17 protein-coding genes are annotated in these 17,170 nt (G+C 44.4%); 11 read left to right on the plus strand and 6 right to left on the minus strand.

Annotated features, from left to right (window positions below; translation table 11 throughout):
- Window positions 1-180: 180 nt before the first annotated feature.
- Window positions 181-1,272: a tetratricopeptide repeat protein gene (locus E0Y80_RS00385; RefSeq protein ID WP_156305349.1), complete on the minus strand. Its 1,092-nt coding sequence runs from the start codon at window positions 1,270-1,272 to the stop codon at window positions 181-183.
- A gap of 160 nt (window positions 1,273-1,432) precedes the next feature.
- Here E0Y80_RS00385 and E0Y80_RS00390 point away from each other — a divergent pair, with 160 nt between their 5' ends.
- The 9 genes from E0Y80_RS00390 to E0Y80_RS00430 all read left to right on the plus strand — a co-directional run bounded on the left by E0Y80_RS00390 (window position 1,433) and on the right by E0Y80_RS00430 (window position 10,956).
- Window positions 1,433-2,713, plus strand: coding sequence for a replication-associated recombination protein A (locus E0Y80_RS00390; RefSeq protein WP_156305350.1), 1,281 nt, complete (start codon window positions 1,433-1,435; stop codon window positions 2,711-2,713).
- A gap of 26 nt (window positions 2,714-2,739) precedes the next feature.
- Complete coding sequence (locus tag E0Y80_RS00395; protein ID WP_156305351.1) at window positions 2,740-3,264, plus strand: exonuclease domain-containing protein; 525 nt, start codon at window positions 2,740-2,742, stop codon at window positions 3,262-3,264.
- Between the two features lie 2 nt (window positions 3,265-3,266).
- Window positions 3,267-4,256 carry a mannose-1-phosphate guanylyltransferase gene (locus E0Y80_RS00400; protein WP_156305352.1) on the plus strand — a complete coding sequence of 330 codons (990 nt, stop codon included), beginning with the start codon at window positions 3,267-3,269 and terminating at the stop codon, window positions 4,254-4,256.
- 113 nt (window positions 4,257-4,369) lie between these two features.
- Window positions 4,370-5,155: a tyrosine-protein phosphatase gene (locus tag E0Y80_RS00405; protein WP_156305353.1), complete on the plus strand. Its 786-nt coding sequence runs from the start codon at window positions 4,370-4,372 to the stop codon at window positions 5,153-5,155.
- A 525-nt stretch (window positions 5,156-5,680) separates the two neighbouring features.
- Entirely contained in the window at window positions 5,681-6,739 is a 1,059-nt protein-coding gene (gene rfbB, locus E0Y80_RS00410; RefSeq protein WP_156305354.1) for a dTDP-glucose 4,6-dehydratase, read from the plus strand.
- Window positions 6,740-6,868: 129 nt separating this feature from the next.
- A complete protein-coding gene (rfbC, locus tag E0Y80_RS00415) occupies window positions 6,869-7,435 on the plus strand; it encodes a dTDP-4-dehydrorhamnose 3,5-epimerase (protein WP_156305355.1) in 567 nt (188 codons plus the stop codon).
- 8 nt (window positions 7,436-7,443) lie between these two features.
- Window positions 7,444-8,310 (plus strand): dTDP-4-dehydrorhamnose reductase, encoded by an 867-nt coding sequence (gene rfbD, locus E0Y80_RS00420; protein WP_156305356.1) that lies wholly within the window; start codon window positions 7,444-7,446, stop codon window positions 8,308-8,310.
- Window positions 8,311-8,318: 8 nt separating this feature from the next.
- On the plus strand, window positions 8,319-9,197 hold the full coding sequence (rfbA, locus tag E0Y80_RS00425) for a glucose-1-phosphate thymidylyltransferase RfbA (RefSeq protein WP_156305357.1): 879 nt from the start codon (window positions 8,319-8,321) through the stop codon (window positions 9,195-9,197).
- 46 nt (window positions 9,198-9,243) lie between these two features.
- Window positions 9,244-10,956: a hypothetical protein gene (locus E0Y80_RS00430; protein ID WP_156305358.1), complete on the plus strand. Its 1,713-nt coding sequence runs from the start codon at window positions 9,244-9,246 to the stop codon at window positions 10,954-10,956.
- 169 nt (window positions 10,957-11,125) lie between these two features.
- Here the strand turns inward: E0Y80_RS00430 and E0Y80_RS00435 are convergent, their stop codons facing one another.
- The 5 genes from E0Y80_RS00435 to E0Y80_RS00455 form a co-directional block, all read right to left on the minus strand.
- A complete protein-coding gene (locus tag E0Y80_RS00435; RefSeq protein ID WP_156305359.1) occupies window positions 11,126-12,292 on the minus strand; it encodes a hypothetical protein in 1,167 nt (388 codons plus the stop codon).
- Between the two features lie 72 nt (window positions 12,293-12,364).
- Window positions 12,365-13,114 (minus strand): LytR/AlgR family response regulator transcription factor, encoded by a 750-nt coding sequence (locus E0Y80_RS00440; RefSeq protein WP_197091424.1) that lies wholly within the window; start codon window positions 13,112-13,114, stop codon window positions 12,365-12,367.
- A gap of 10 nt (window positions 13,115-13,124) precedes the next feature.
- Window positions 13,125-14,120: a histidine kinase gene (locus E0Y80_RS00445; protein ID WP_197091425.1), complete on the minus strand. Its 996-nt coding sequence runs from the start codon at window positions 14,118-14,120 to the stop codon at window positions 13,125-13,127.
- A 117-nt stretch (window positions 14,121-14,237) separates the two neighbouring features.
- Window positions 14,238-15,194: a hypothetical protein gene (locus E0Y80_RS00450; RefSeq protein WP_156305362.1), complete on the minus strand. Its 957-nt coding sequence runs from the start codon at window positions 15,192-15,194 to the stop codon at window positions 14,238-14,240.
- Between the two features lie 762 nt (window positions 15,195-15,956).
- Window positions 15,957-16,106, minus strand: a complete 150-nt coding sequence (locus E0Y80_RS00455) for a hypothetical protein (protein ID WP_156305363.1) — start codon at window positions 16,104-16,106, stop codon at window positions 15,957-15,959.
- A gap of 205 nt (window positions 16,107-16,311) precedes the next feature.
- On the opposite strand from E0Y80_RS00455, the gene E0Y80_RS00460 reads away from it, so the two are divergent.
- The gene (locus tag E0Y80_RS00460) at window positions 16,312-16,755 is read left to right on the plus strand and encodes a MauE/DoxX family redox-associated membrane protein (RefSeq protein ID WP_394350212.1); all 444 of its coding nucleotides are present in this window, start codon (window positions 16,312-16,314) and stop codon (window positions 16,753-16,755) included.
- A gap of 24 nt (window positions 16,756-16,779) precedes the next feature.
- The gene (locus E0Y80_RS00465; RefSeq protein WP_156305365.1) at window positions 16,780-17,115 is read left to right on the plus strand and encodes a hypothetical protein; all 336 of its coding nucleotides are present in this window, start codon (window positions 16,780-16,782) and stop codon (window positions 17,113-17,115) included.
- Window positions 17,116-17,170: the final 55 nt, after the last annotated feature.

Raw genomic sequence — 17,170 nt, forward strand, 5'->3', positions numbered from 1 at the left:
AATTGCTTAATATCATTAGCGGATTATTGTAACCGCTAAATTTAGTTAAAAATCAGGCCAATGTATGATTGACAACGTAAAATATTCATTTCAATTACTAAAAAACGGAATATTTAAGGTTTATTAACTTTTCCGGCCATCTGCTGCATGGAGGTTTTCACGATTAGTCCCAATGATATTTTAGAACAATTCGTTTCTTAATTTCCAATAATTTAATAGTTCCTGTTCAGCATCCTTAAAATTTCCCATCATGAGATAGATGTCCCCTAGCTTATCGTGGATTGCCAGCTGCAACACCTTGTTGTTTTCGTCATCTGCTAAATTTCTTGCCTTTTCAAACTCAAGCTGTGCGACCTTATAATTTTGCTGTACGTATTTTGAGAATGCCAGCATATATTCGATTTCTGGCAGTTGATTTTTTACATTTCGAAGGGTAGCAAGATCCTTGGCCTGAATTAAGAACCACTGAGCTTCAGTATGCTTGTTCTGAAGCTGGTAAATCTTGGCAAGGCTAATCAACGCATTTACTTTTCCTTCGTGATTTTTTGTTTTGTTAAAAATGGGGAATGCACGGCGTATAATCGTATTTTCTGCTGACCGATAATTTTTTTGGTATGCCTGCACCAGGGCGATTCTCACCAGGGTATTTGCCTGGTCGACGGGTGCTTTGTTCTCGACTGCCGATTGAAGGAAGGCCTCCTGCATAGCTGCGGCATCCGATAGGTTGCCATTGAACAGGTAGGTGTTTGCCAAATTATGTTCAAGGACAGATTTTTCGCCCGATCCTGAAGATTTAGCGGCATTGAGTCCACGAATGAGGATGGCGATGGATTTGTCTATTTCACCTTGCTTTAGCAATTGAAGGGCATAATTGTTGGACAGTCCTGCCGCAAGGGGAAGGTTTCTGTTAGTCTCCAATTTGCCGATCAAACTATTCCATTCCTGCTCCGTAGTGGGGAGGGGGTCGAAATTCTGTTTGATGTAGGAAGTGTTCGAGGTTAATTTATAATCCTCAATAATATTTTGATAGTCCAATTGTCGAGCAATGGAGTCAAAGAATCCCGTCTTTTCTTTATAGGAGTCGACCAATTCTTCTTCTTTGGTTCTGGGAGGGGGTAGAATATAAACCTTAGGTCCAATCCCAGCGAAGGTGCTATCGTATTTTGTAACAAATCCTGCCGGATCCAAGGGTTTATTGTTGTTTTGAGCATTTGCGGCAAATCCTGCAAAGAATAAGCCGAGGGCCATTATAACACGCACTTTATCAATCATTCGCAATTCTTTTTTTCAAAAATATCAAATAATTTGAAATAGGCAATAGCAGGGGGTATAAGACAACTTGAGTATGACATTATAGAATTATTGCCACATTCATATTACTAAAGTGTCATATCATTGGGTTTACTATGAAAATTCGATAGCTTTGTGAATTATGGTGACAAGGATACCTTTGGCAGAACGGATGCGTCCGAAACGTCTTGCAGATTATGTTGGTCAAGAGCATATTATCGGCCAGGGTGCGGTATTGTGGAACGCGATCGAGCAGAAGGTTATCCCCTCGATGATTTTTTGGGGTCCGCCGGGGGTTGGTAAGACGACCTTGGCCCTATTGATTGCCAAATCGTTGGATCGACCCTTTTATAGTCTAAGTGCGATTCAATCAGGTGTTAAGGAAGTTCGAGAAGTAATCGAGAAGGCTGAGCAGATGCGTCAGTTTAACCAAGAGCAGCCTATTCTATTCATCGACGAGATCCACCGGTTTTCGAAATCCCAACAGGATTCATTGCTGGGGGCAGTAGAACGGGGAACTGTAACACTGATCGGTGCGACCACAGAGAATCCATCCTTTGAGGTCATTTCAGCGTTGCTTTCCAGGTGCCAGGTGTATGTCCTGAAGGAACTCAGCAAGCAGGAGTTGGTGCGGATCGTGGATCAGGCCATTTCGGAAGACGAATATCTGAAGGCTGAACATATCAAGGTAAAAGAGTATGAGGCTTTATTACAGCTTTCTGGGGGAGATGCCCGAAAGTTATTGAACATCTTGGAATTGGTATCCCAGGCCTCTGTTCATAGCAAAGATGAGATCACCAATGAGTTCGTTGCCAGGCATGTGCAGCAGAATAGGGTACGCTACGACAAGTCCGGGGAGCAGCATTACGATGTGATATCAGCTTTTATAAAGTCGATACGCGGGAGTGATCCGAATGCTGCGGTGTACTGGCTGGCCCGGATGATAGAGGGGGGAGAGGAACCAAAGTTTATTGCCAGGCGCTTATTGATCTTAGCGTCGGAAGATATTGGCAATGCCAATCCCAATGCACTATTATTGGCCAACAACTGCTTTCAGGCGGTAAATGTAATCGGCTGGCCGGAATCCCGGATCATTTTGTCGCAAACCGTTATCTATCTGGCTTGTTCTGTTAAGAGCAATGCCTCCTATGAAGCGATCAATAAGGCACAGGCCTTGGTTCGCAAGACCGGAACCTTATCCGTTCCGTTACATTTGAGGAACGCACCGACAAAATTAATGAAGGAATTAGACTACGGTACCGAATATATGTACGCGCATTCCTATGCGGGAAACTTCGTGGAGCAGGAGTATTTGCCAACGGAACTAGGTTCCGTCCAGCTGTACGATCCAGGGAAGAATCCGGCGGAAGAAAAGATGAGACTTTCCCTTCGTGAAAAATGGAAGAGGAGATATAATTATTGAGTTTAAATATTTACTTTTACAGAAAGATGTTAGATACGTTTACGGCTATAGATTTTGAATTAGCAACCGCCAAATACAGTAGTGTTTGTTCAGTTGGTATTGTAGAGGTAGTCAATGGCGAGATTGTGAATGAATTTTACAGTTTAGTTAAGCCGCCACAGAACAAATATATGTGGCAGACCTCACGGGTTCATGGGATAAAGCCCAAACATACCTCTTCAGCGCCAACATTTGAGGAGCTATTTCCGAGTATTGAACAGCTTCTGGCTTCCAAACATATGGTTGCACATGATGAACTGTTAGATCGTTCTGTATTAAAGGAAACTATGGGCTTTTATTCCTTGGCGTATGAGAAATTAGGATTGCCGGCTATTTGGGACTGTACCAGTAAGATATATAGGTCATTAGGGTTTGAGCGGACCAAATTAAGTATCTGCTGTGAATTGATGGGAGTGGAGTTGAAGCATCATGATGCCCTATCCGACGCACGTGCTACAGCCGAGCTATATTTAAAAGTGGAAGAAGCAATGCAAATGAAGAAACTTGGGTAATCATGGGGAAAATTATAAATGTGATTTTATCAGGGGGAGTTGGCTCACGGTTGTGGCCCTTATCCCGGAAATCGAAACCGAAGCAATACCTTCCGATCTTTGATGGGAAAACCTTATTCGAGTGGACAGTTGATCGGAATCAGGAAATTTCCTCGAAGGTTATTTTAGTTGGATCCGTTCAGAACAAGACATTAGCGGAACCCTATCTGCAGCAGTACGATTACGATATCATCGCAGAGGCGGCGCCCCGCAATACAGCTGCCGCGATTGCTTTTGCGGCGTTTCACGCAGACCCCGACGATATATTGATCGTGACCCCTTCGGATCATTTGATAGAGGGCCTGGTGAACTACCGTGAGGCGATAAACCAGGGCGTTATGTATGCGCAGGAGGGTTATATAGCGACTTTCGGAATCGTTCCGACACGTCCGGAGACGGGGTATGGCTATATTGAGCACGAGGGCAATACCGTACTTTCATTTCGGGAGAAACCGAACGAAGAAACAGCAAAGGACTTTTTAAAGAAGGGGAATTTTCTATGGAACTCGGGTATTTTCTGTTTTAAGGCGGGGGTATATCTGGAGGAACTTATGCGTTTCGAACCGAAGCTGTACAATGCTGCTGAAGTGGCTTTTGAATATGCCGAGGACCTTGTTTTGGATGAAGAACATTCAAAGCTTATTCCATCCAAGAGCATAGATTATGCTGTGATGGAGCGAAGTGAATTGATTAAGGTTGTCCCTGCTCGTTTCGAGTGGTCAGATATGGGGGCATTTGACTCCCTGTTCGAATATTTTAAGGGCAAAGGACACCCTGTTGACGAGAATGGCAATATTGTTGTAGGTACTAATAAGCATACCGTATTTGTAGGCTTAAGTAACTGTATGCTAGTGAATACGGAAGATGCAGTTTTGGTACTGGACAGGAATCGGGCGCAGGATGTTAAACAGGTTTATGAACAATTGGAAAAAGAGAATTCGACGTTAATCTAATCTATTGTAGCAATTAGGGATAATTGCACGTATAAATTAAACCTTTGAAGGGTTCTTAACGTCTAATAGAAAGATATAACCTATTACCAAACAACTTAATATTTTGAGAAACTATGGGATTTTGGAGTAATTTATTTGGAGCAAACAAGAAAGAGCAGTCGGCTTATCATAACCGCCTGGAATGGATCGGATGGGACATTCACAATCATATCCTACCAGGGATCGATGATGGTAGCCCAAGCGTTGAAGATTCGGTCATTTTAATAGAAGGGTTAAAATCCTTAGGAATCCACAACAGTATATCTACACCGCACGTCATGGCGGGTGTCCATAACAATACGCCCGAAACGATCAAGGCTGCACATAACAAACTTAGCGACCATTTAAAAGCAAATTCCATAGATTTTAAATTGGGCTTTAGCGCCGAATATATGATCGATGACCAGATCGATCAGTGGATCTCCAGCGACAAGCTCTGTCTGATCGCCGATAAATATATGCTTATCGAAATGTCCTATCTTTCAGAATCCAAGGCCCTCTTCAGCATTATCAAAGCAATCCAAGATCGTGGGTACCAGCCCATCCTAGCCCATCCGGAACGTTACAACTATTTCCATAATAATTTCAAGATTTTCGAAGAGATTAAAAATGCGGGCTGCTTTCTACAGCTTAACCTGCTTTCCATCAGTAAGTATTATGGTGAGAATGTGAAGACATGTGCCTTAACCTTAATCCGTGCAGGAATGTATGATTTTGTGGGCACCGACATGCACCATACCAGGCATTTAGAGGCATTAAAGGGTGTTGTTATCAAGTATGACACCAAGGAATTGCTTCAAGGGAATCCGATTAAGAATTATAAGCTATTTGAGTCCAAGCGGGAAATGAAGACCGCATAGTTCAGCCTTATATGGTTGTGAGATTTGCGTTCAGTGCGTGAGGTCCATTTTTTTATATTGGTAAATAGGTGGTTATAAGTTCAGAAGGTAGTTAACGAATTTAGATATTGAAAAGCAAGGGCTTATTGAAAAATTTCATAAGCCTTTTTTTCGTGGTGGGTGGGGTTAGGAATTGATTGGAATATAGCCATGTAGGAAGGAACTGTCCGGAGCAAGTGAAGGGATCCGGGAAATGGAACAGTACAAATAGCCTATTTGGGATGACCTATTCTGCTGTTTTATAGATACAATATTCAAGGCATTCCAAAAGGACCTCAGGTGATCAACTTCCAAGTACCGCTATTTACCGTTAGAAGAGGTCTCGTTCAAACCGCCCCAAATGGGAAAAGTTAATGGTGCAACAATAGGGTGAAATTAAGCACATTAGACTGTTCAGGGCACTATAAATTAGACTTTCAACTACAATTTTAAGTAAACAGAAAGCTGTTGATATATGTAAGTGCATTTATTTGTTTATTTTGTGATATGAATAAAACGATTCTAATTACTGGCGGTGCTGGGTTTATCGGTTCGCACGTTGTCAGGCACTTTGTCCTCAAATATCCGCAATACAAGATCGTCAACCTGGATGCGCTGACGTACGCAGGTAATTTGGAGAATCTCGTCGATATCGATAATAGCTCCAATTACACTTTTGTAAAGGCCGATATCTGTGATGAGGCTGCTATTAGGGAGGTCTTTGCGACATATAGGCCGGATGGGGTTATTCATTTAGCTGCCGAATCGCATGTCGACCGTTCCATTACCGATCCAAATGCATTCGTCAATACGAATGTGATCGGTACGGTAAACTTGCTGAATGCCTCCAAAGAACTTTGGAAGGATAATCATGAGGGAAAGAGGTTTCACCACATCTCAACCGATGAGGTTTTCGGTGCTCTGGGCGATACCGGTTTCTTTACTGAGGAAACGAGCTATGACCCGCATTCTCCATATTCAGCTTCCAAAGCCGCTTCGGATCACTTTGTTCGTGCCTACCACGATACATATGGCCTGCCGGTCGTCATAACAAACTGCTCCAATAACTATGGACCTAACCATTTTCCCGAAAAACTGATTCCCCTGTGTATCTTAAATATCATCAATAACCGTCCCCTACCAATTTATGGTGACGGAAAATATACACGCGACTGGTTATTTGTAATCGACCATGCAAGGGCAATCGATACGGTTTACCATGAAGGTCTAAACGGACAGTCCTATAATGTAGGCGGTTTTAACGAGTGGAAGAATATCGACCTGGTAAGGGAGCTGTGCAGACAGATGGATGATAAATTGGGCCGGGATCCAGGAACTTCAGCTAAACTGATCCAGTTTGTGAAAGATAGGCCCGGACATGACCTGCGTTATGCGATCGATGCTACAAAAATCAAGGAAGAATTGGGCTGGGAGCCTAGCGTAACTTTTGAACAGGGGCTGGAAAAGACTATTGAATGGTTCTTGGCCAATCAGGAATGGTTGGCGAAGGTTGCCTCGGGGGATTACCAGCGGTATTACCAGGAACGCTACGTGACAGGATTATAAATTTCAGGATCGAGGGTATTGACAGGGGCGAGTTGGAGATATGCTGTTATAGGTAGATCTGGAGGCTGGGTTTGTCAAGGGAAATGGTGAAATTTGTTTATGTTATGGTGAAGAATTTAGATAATTTATATGAATGCGATAGATACGGGTCTTAAGGACTGTTATATTTTAGAGCCGAGGGTTTTTGGGGATAATCGGGGGTATTTTTTCGAGAGCTACAATAAATCTGCATTTGATGCGGCCACCGGTCTGGATGTAGATTTTGTACAGGATAACCAGTCGTTTTCCTCGCGTGGTGTCTTGCGGGGCCTGCATGCCCAATCTGGGGAGTTCGCACAGGCGAAATTAGTACGTGTCCTGCAGGGTGAAGTCCTGGATGTTGCAGTTGATGCCAGGCCGGATTCGGAAACTTTTGGCAGGCATGTGGCCGTACTGCTATCTGCTGAAAATAAGAGACAGCTGTTCGTTCCGAGAGGATTCCTGCATGGCTTTGTCGTTCTGTCGGATACCGCAGAGTTTTTCTATAAATGTGACAATCTATATAAAAAGGAAGCCGAATGGGGCGTGATCTTCAGCGATAAGAATCTAGGGATCGATTGGGGAATGCCGGAAAGTGAGTTCCTTATTTCGGAGAAGGACCAAATCCTACCGGGATTTAAGTCCGCTGTGGAAAGTTTGTCTTTTAAAAATAAATAAGCGATAGGATGAAAATCGTAATAACGGGAGGGACGGGACAGCTAGGTTCGGAATTGAAGGACGTATTTGGCGATCAAAGTGGGCATCAAGTTACTTTTTTAGATCGTTCGGACTTGGACCTTTCCAAGCCGGAGGAGATCTCGGGAAAGCTCGAGGCCTTAAATCCAGATGCTATTGTACATGCAGGAGCCTATACGGCTGTTGACCTAGCGGAGGGAGAAAGGGAACTGGCCGACCGGATCAACCATTTGGCCACGCGGGAGATTGCTGAATTTGCAAAAAAAGGGTCTGCTAAATTAATCTATATTTCGACCGACTATGTCTTTCAAGGGACTGTCGATGCGGCCTTAAAGGAAGATCATCCAACAAATCCCATTAATGTATATGGAGAAACCAAGCGTAGGGGGGAACTGGCCGTATTGGCACAGGTAAAAGATGCTATCATTATCCGAACCTCCTGGGTCTATTCCATATACGGTAGGAATTTCGTTAAGACCATGCTGAACCTTATGCGAAGCCGTCCGGAAATCAATGTGGTCGCCGATCAAATTGGTTCTCCGACCTATGCATATGACTTAGCAGTTCTGATCAAGCATATTGTCGACCGGGGTATATGGGTGGGCGGTGTTTACCACTATTCCAATGAAGGTCGGATCAGCTGGTATGATTTCGCCATAGCCATTAGGGATCTGTCGGGCCTGGACTGCCGGGTAAATCCGATCGATAGTTCAGGATTTCCTACAGCGGCGAAACGTCCTGGCTTTTCACTACTTGACAAGGGTAAGGTGAAGTCGATTTTTGGGGTTGAGGTGCCGTTTTGGAAAGATAGTTTAATTCAGATGGTAAGTAAAATAGATCAAGATCAATTAACCTAGAAAATATTATGAAAGGAATAATTTTAGCTGGAGGTTCCGGCACAAGGCTTCATCCGCTAACGCAGGTTGTATCCAAGCAGCTGCTGCCCGTCTACGACAAACCGATGATCTATTATCCACTATCGGTTTTGATGCTGTCGGGGATTAAGGATGTATTAATTATTTCCACTCCCCAAGACCTGCCAAATTTCCAAAGGTTGTTCGGGGATGGGGGTCAGCTGGGGATTTCGATAAGCTATGCCGAGCAGCCATCGCCAGATGGGCTAGCCCAAGCTTTTATTATTGGCGAGGATTTTATTGGCCATGACGATGTCTGCCTTATCCTGGGGGACAATATCTTCTATGGTGCGGGTTTGCAACAGCAACTGTTGGAGGCAAGGGCAAAAGTTGAGGAGCAGAACCAGGCCGTTGTTTTCGGCTACTATGTCGATGATCCGGAGCGCTATGGTGTTGCGGCATTCGACGAAACTGGCAAAGTGTACGATATTGAGGAGAAGCCCAAGGACCCGAAATCCAATTATGCTATAGTCGGGCTATATTTCTATCCCAATTCGGTGATTGAAATTGCCAAGCATGTTAAGCCTTCGCATCGCGGCGAATTGGAAATCACCTCCGTCAACCAAGAGTTCCTGAACCAGGGTACCCTACAGTTGCAACTAATGGGACGTGGTTTTGCATGGCTTGATACGGGCACGCACGAATCCCTGTCGGAGGCAACCGAATTCATCAAGACCATTGAAAAGAGAACGTCTCTTAAGGTGGCCTGCCTTGAGGAGATAGCCCTTTCCAGGGGATATATACAGAGTGAAGCGTTGTACGGCCAAATCAAGGACCTAAAGGGGGTTTATTATGACTACCTGAAAAAAATATGCCAATCTGGGTTGTAGACTCTTGAGGAACAGCTGTTCTGTAACTAATTAGCCAAACCACCAAGTGAGATTTTACAAAAAAAACCTTGGGGCCTGCATCGCCGCTGGCCTCATGCTGCTTTTACTGACCATCGTTTTATCAGATCGGGAACCTAGCGATAGTAAGGAGCTCAAGGTGGAGATCGAGGGCCTGTTCGAAAAGAGGATCAATTTTGGGCAAGATACCTCCTCGATGAAAGTATATCTCGATTCCATCCTGATGGAAGCCGAAGAACGTAGGAGCATTCCGTTAAAATGGGCCTACTACCAGCTTATGGCCGACGGCTTCTCGATTGCCCACGACGGGGTCAACCCCCGGTCCGACCATTACTATAGACTCGCCGAGCAGCTGATTGAGCAGACCGATAACATGGAGTTGCAGCAGGTGGGTATGATCCGGGAGGGATACTATTTCTTCGTATACCGTGACATTCCAAAAGCATTCCCTTGGTTCCTTCGCGCCGATGACATGATGGGAAAGGTCCGGCCTTCCCGGGTTCCGTTCCTAGCCGAGCATTATGGTTTCATTTCCGGTTTCTTTAGCTTCATAGGAAATCACAGGAAGGCTGCAAGGTACCTTATGGAGGCCCTGCCGTATACGGAGGAGCGGAGCCGCAAGGGGATAGACATGCTGAACTCAATCGGGGTCTTTCATGAAAGGGATTCGCTGAAGGGTGAATCCATAAAGTTCTATAGGCGTGCGCTCGGTATGGCCGAACTTGTCCGGGATTCCGTCTGGATCGGTATTCTCTCGGGCAACCTTTCTTCTGCGGAATGGGAATCGGGCCACTATAGCAAAGCGGTCAGTTTGGTAAAGAGAAATATTAACTACTCAACTAAATTCAACGAACCGATCGATGCGATGAGGGCAAACCTTGCACTGGCCGGAATGTACGTCAAGTTGGGAAGGTGGGATTCTGCAAGAGCCCACGTTGATCAGGCTTTGCCCTTAATGGAAAATAAGCCCTATTTCCTGCCCTATATGACAAAGGCCAAGAAGGTACAGGCGGATATTGCCCATGGAACCGGCAACAGTCTCTCTGAACTTGGCTATCTGAGCAGCTATATGGTCCTTAACGACAGCCTGGAGAGGCTGCAGGATCGGCAAAGGGTCCTTAGGGTGTCCTGGCAATGGGAGGCGGAAAAGTATCGGAGGTCGATTAAAGATGCGGACCTGAAGAGAAAGCAGGTCAACCTTACGTTTTTGTTTGTCGTGGGGTTCGTCGTACTTTTCCTTTTGATCATTATCCTTTCGGTAAACGGATCCAAGAATAAGATCCGGCTTAAGAATGCTGAGCTGGAGGGTGAACAGATCAGGATGGCCTTTCAGAAGGAGCTGGTCGACAGGGAACTCGGTGAGCTGCAGAATTCCCTTCAGGAATTTACCCGTACCATCCAGCAGAACGACCAGACCATTCAGCGATTAAGGAACGAGGTAATCCGCAACCTGGACAACTTTCCCGAGAAGCAGGAAACCCTTTCCGAGAACATCGAGGAGATCATGGGGGGAGAGTTCATGAACGAGGAGAGATGGACCAAGTTCCAAGATATCTTTGAAAGGGTATATCCCGGATACCTTGACCTCCAGAAGCAGAGCTTTCAGCCGCTATCACAGAAGGAGCTCAGGCTATTAGCCCTGATAAAGCTCGGGCTAAACAACAGGAGCATGGCCTCCCTTCTGGGAATTACCCTAGAAGGGGTCAAGAAGGCCAAGCAGAGGCTGAAGAAAAAGCAGTAGGACCTGACTTCCCGGTATTTTTTGAATAGGTACATCCATGTACCTGAATTCCAGGCGGAACCGTATTTATTGCCCCCCAAAAAAACAATGTTCCCGTATGGACGTCCATGGACGGAGAATGGCATACCGGCCTTTGGGACTGCTGGTAGTGAAGCCTGGATAAAAGGGGTTAATATTCCCTTACCCTTTCCGCCATGCGCTCCAGGGCGTTGATTACCTTTTGTTTATCAGGGTCTTCGGGATGGTATGACTTTACCCTGACCGATGAAGGAGAAAGGTCGGTGCGGTGCTTGGTGGACAGAAAGGGTACAATGGTCTGGTACACCTGGTTCAGGGACCTGGCGGCGACCAGGTGCTCTTCATCTATCAGCCTCAGGTAGATTGCGAGCTGATCGGCGGACATATTGCATTGAAGTTTTTCCATCCCAACCCCCGGAGCGGGAGAACCGGAGCCTTTTGCGTCGGTACTGTTCAATGCTGCACAATGTTGAACATAGTCAATTTCATTTTCGAACCAGTTGTTGATAAACCAATCGAGCGAATGATAACCGGGGTTTAGAACAAGTCCGGGTTTTCGATGCAATTGGTTGAATGCCCTATGGTAATCCATTAACATTAACAGTTTTTTATTAGGGTCTTTCTGCATGGTTATCTGTTCGCCTATACGACCTATAAGCATGTCCATAAATTCCTTACTATTGAAGTTGATATAGATTAGAAACCGTTCACCTGCGGCGTAGTGAATCTCCTGTTTTGACCAATCCCAATCCGCGAGTCGGCGCGTGAACTCCAGCTTATAATGTAAAGAACGTCTTGTGATCTCAAAGTTGAGGCCTTTTTCTTCGACGAAATTTACTATTTTTTCGATCACAAGACCGCCTATGTGGTCCTGTGGCAAATTTGTACGCATGAGTTCGAATTGTCTGGCGATATGATTGAGCACGGCCATTTTCAATGGCACAGGTACGATCACCTCACCGCATATAACCTTTCCGTAATCTTTTTCCAAAATCTTGCAGAAATTCACCATATAGTCCTTTGCCGATTGAATCAGTGCGCTTCGATCACCGGAAGATTTCAATAATTTCTCAGCTAATTCGAGCAGGCGGCCAGCTTCCTTGTAATAGGTACTTATACAGATAGAAAAGCTTTTATTTCCTGCCAGATCCATCTCAAGGCTTCTGATTCTCTCAAGAAGCCTAATACTTTCCGATTTCATTTTTTGTCTCACCCTTTCCAGGTCGATTTCATTGTCGTTTTTAATTCCTTGATTTAATCCTTTCAGGTTTAGGAGCTCTTCAAAAAAGAACAACCCTTCTTTATTTAACGTTTCCATAATAGACTTTGCTTACTGGTCTGAACCCAACATGGAATGGATAGCTCAGGTAGGTCTAATGGTGCTAAACCACTAAATATGGTTGTGGTCCAGGAACTTACGGAACTGCTCGTATATTTTTAGATTCCCGGCAGCAATGTCATGTTTAACATGATTTAGGCGGATCTTTTTTTTGTTATACGATTGGAAGAAGTTAATGTTAAAGGCGATCGATCTGGAACATTGCTTAAACCACTCCTGCGGCAATAGGTCACAGAGGTCCCGAAAGGTTGAGATACTCGTATACAATTTTGATTCTGTTGTCACATGAATAGCGACATATCTGCTTTTAGCCTCTATGTAAATGATGTTCTTGAAGAGAATCTTCACCCGGCCGTATACATTGTCGACCTTGACCATGAAGTAGTTATAGGAATCCCCAAGTGAATCGGACTGTGTGCTCGGAGGATTATTTAGGCGGTAGTCCATATCTAAACGGTGAATAGCCGTCATAAACCGGATATAAGTAACGGGCTTTAGCAATACGTCGATCACATCTCTGGCGTAGCCATCGTCCTCAAACTGTCTAAAGCCGGTATAGAGGATGATCTTGAGATTAAATCGGGTAACGGTAGATATCCATTCCAAGCCGTTAATCTGTTGGCCCAGATCCACGTCCAGAATGACCAGGTCCACGGGATTGACCCTCACGAAGGTCAATGCACGGAGGGGGTCCGTAAAGGTGCCAATGACCTGGACATGCTTAACTGTTTGGAAATAGTCCAGTAGGTGGTCGATGCTCGATTGGTGGTCATCGACGATGACTGCATTGAAGTTTCTCATAGTAATTCTTTTAAAAATCAACGAGTAGGCGTACCGTAAAAATTTCATCTTCCATCGAATAGAACATTTTGAAATTCTGATCGTAAACATATTTAAGCCGACCTTTTAAGTTTTCCAATCCCATTCTATGGCTATCTAAACCACAATTCGAAGAACGGACCTTATTTGTCATTGTAATCTTAAAGCCTTCTTGCTGGATATTTACACTGATTTTTATAGGGTGCATTATACTGTAAGGGTCACCGTGCTTGTATACGTTGTTGACCAAGGTGAGGAGACATGTTGAAGGAACGATTGACCCGTAGGTATTCCCCGTTATATCCCAGATGAAGTTGGATTTCTTGGAGGCTATGGTGTCGTTGATGGATATGTACTGTTTGGTTATTAGGATTTCATCTTCCAAAATTACAGAGGTCGGGCCATCTGGCCTGCTGGAATCCATAAAATAGCGCATTAAGGAATAGAGCTCCAGCAACTGATTGCGCAGTTCAGGCCGCAAATCCTTTAGCTGATATTCCAGAAATTGGAAAATGTTCGCCAGCAGATGGGGTGATACCTGTTGGGCCAGGGTGGTGTATTCGTAACGTCTGCGCGATTCAAACTCTTGCCGTTCCTTTTGCATCGATAATACCTTCAATCGATTAAGGTACCCCAGCAATGCCCAGATCGAAAAGCTCCCGATGAGCTGCAGATAGGTCTGCATGAATTTATTTAGCTTGAAATCCGGTTCAGAGGTCATATAGTCGGTAAATAATCTGCTCAGGTTAGTCCTGCCGTTGGTGAGGTTGTAGACCGCTATGAAGGTCACTCCATAAATCAGGAGGGCCATTCCAATGGCACGTAGGTAATGCTTACGGTACAGATGGACATTCAAACTATAGGATATCCCATAATAGATCAGTATAAAAACCGGCAAGGAATATAGAACCGTTATAATCGAGATGTTCTCATTCCCCAATCGATTAATACCGAAGAAATAGGCCGCATAGAGTGTCCATAAAATCAAGTGCCGCAATATGGTCTTGTGATTTTGGTTCATGTGGTTAGTTTTTACGGGGGTTGGGCCCCAATTAGGAGATTAAAATTAAATAGAAAAAACGCACATTGAAAAAAAACCTGAAACTTACAGCGGATTTCCGGTGTCAACCCTAAAGGATTGATACGTGTAACGGTCTAATATATAGCGCTCCTGCTGCCAGAGGAATGGGATGATACGATCATCTGCTTGTTGGCCGAAAGATTCTGAAACGGGTACGGAACTGCGATGCAGGTACAATAGGGCCTCCCAGAGGAAAGGGCGTCCGTCCAATATTTTGCCGAAAGACCTATAAATTTCCACCGAGGAATCTGCAACAAATTCTTTGCGGTTTTCCCTTGCGGGGATTTTGTAACAAAAAACTGCAGATTCGCCCTCTTTTGCTTTGGCGGGATCCGAGGCCAGATCTATAACGACATACGAGGCAATTCCCAATAGGTAGGAAAAATTTAGGTAACCTGTCCGAACGGGAATTGTGGCATTTAAAAGCCTAACCTTTTGCAAGCCCCGCTCTGAGGGCAATGACAGAGTTCCTTTCGCTCCATCGGCATACACGAATATGGAGATGTCGTTTGCAACCATCTCACGCAGTTTAAAGTAGAGAGTAGGGTCCTCTGCTTTAAGCAAATAAAGACATGCTCGGGATTCTCCGTGAACACGCGGGATATCCAGGAGCTTGCGGTAGTAATCAGCATATACATCATATACATCCTGCGACAACAGTACGCAGATGGACCTTCCCTGGGCTAAGATCTTTAAAGGAAGGGTTCGGTAGGAACCATAATGAAAGGAGACAAATAGGGAGGGGCCCTGATCTATAGCGTGTTTCAATGGCTGATTGGTTGTGCCGGCGCTCAGGCCACTTCGCAGGTCTAAGGCGGCCTGTTCGGTGAAGTACTGCTTGAGCCGGTGATAATGATGGAGGTGGGCTGCTCCCAAGGGCAGCCCGCAGATATGCTGCAGGTTCGCTGAAAAGTAGGCGAATTCCCTTGATGATTCGGGAGTAAGCTGTTTATAGATTTTTTCGATAGTTTCGGTCTTCATGAGCATCGATGATTTCTAGAAAGGCACCTAACAGGGAAGATATAGTAACGCCATATTGCAATGAGGGACGACAGAATGCCAAAAAAGCGCACAGCTAAGTGGGCTGTACGCATTTGGGTGCCCTAACGGGGAAATACGATGTTGCATTTCGGGTCGTCAGGTTCGTCTTTTGTCAACTCCATCATCTCCCGAGGGCTTACGGGGTCATCTGACAGGAGGCCATAGCGGTCTAACTGTTGAATCCATTCCATGTTGTGGTTCCTTTTAAATTAATAACATGCTCCGATTTCGCATCGGAATAGCGGCTTCAGGCCATGAAGTCTTTCGATATATCATCCCCAAAATGAAGGAAAGCCAATGATAAAACAAAATGAGAAGGTTCGAAAAGGGCGTGCTTTTTAACTAAATGAAAATAAGCTAGATTTTCCGTTAAAAAAGCGACTTCGAACGTTAAATATAATGTTTCGAACCTGTTTTGTCGCGGTAAAGTGTTGAAATTCAGTAATTAGCAAGCGTTTGTTTAAAGGGCCGTAAACCACTTTTTAACATTTAAATTTTTTATAAGGAAGCCAAATAACCGAAAAGTGATTTGGACACTTTATTATGGCACTTGGTATGATAACATTGTAAGTCTATGTCGTTAAACAGCTTACCTGTTGATTTTCGATTTTGCCCCAAAGCTTTAATTACTGAACTTTACGGTGACCAATTCGAAAAGATATGCCGAAGGAATCAGGATACCCGACCTGATGAATTCCTGCTTCATATTCCCATTTTGGGACTTAGGATTTTAGCCGATACCACACCTGTCAAAAGGTCAAAAGAGATAACCCGATTCCATAGGATTCCCTGAGATAAAGAAGTTCTTACCCCTTCAAGATAGGTATTCCCGAATTTCTCTCTTTCAATCATTAAAATAGTTCAGTCATGAATGAAATAAAGCCACATACCAGAAAATTTGCCGTCTTCCCCCAAGGCTGGGGTAAGGAACGGTAAAATTTTAGGCTTAAGGAATATATCTTCGAGCCTTTAGGGAAATATTCGATACATCATACTTTTTAACATCATCAATTATCCAATGAATCAACATGATCATCATAGAACGGGCCCACAGAGTATGGTTCCTGAACCGGCTACCGATAAAGACCGTTTATGGAATTTTTCCTGGATTCCGGCCGCAATCCGGTTTCTCTACGTCTTTTTGTTTACCTACACGGGTTTCAGTAAACTTCAGGATATAGGATCCTTCGCAAAAGGAATCCGGAAAGTTCCATTTTTTGGAGACCAAGCCGAGCTTATCGGGTGGGGAATACCAATTATGGAGCTTATGCTAGCGATGGGTATGATCCTGCCCTTTGTAAAAGTCCAAAAGTGGTCCTTGAGAATCTCTGTTGTACTTATGGCTGTTTTTACGATCTACCTGTTATTGATGGTCTCGCTGGTCAAAGATAAGTTATGTCATTGCGGTGGTGCGATCGGATCATTGGGATGGACGCAGCATCTGGTCCTAAATTTTATCATTTTAGGACTGGGTCTGCGGGCTGCCCGAAAGAAGAACTGATTTATAAACATAAAAATAAACATCATGAACTTTATTAAAAGATTATCCGGTTCGTTCCTATTGGGACTGACCGTGATCGGACTTGCACTGTCTACCAGTGCTTTTACAGACTCTGAGAAAGAACGGAGTAAATTTGCCGGGGAAGTTTACTACAACTCGTCAGCGGGTGAGTATAATCTCCTAACAAGTCCTTATGACAGTAACAACTGTCTGAATTCCAGTCCGAATACCTGCGCATGGAAAAGGACCGACAAGCCGGGGACCGTACCCAACCAGTTTTCAGCCACAGAGGCCGATAACCTCAAGAGTCAGGGACTGATCGAGGAGATGGATTCCAAAAAAGGTGTCTATATTCCGTAATCCTAAAAGTGGGTGTTCCTTGTCCTTGGAACACCCATTTTTATCTTATCCTAAA

The sequence above is a fragment of the Sphingobacterium endophyticum genome (assembly GCF_009733535.1).
GTDB classification, from domain to species: Bacteria; Bacteroidota; Bacteroidia; order Sphingobacteriales; family Sphingobacteriaceae; genus Sphingobacterium; species Sphingobacterium endophyticum.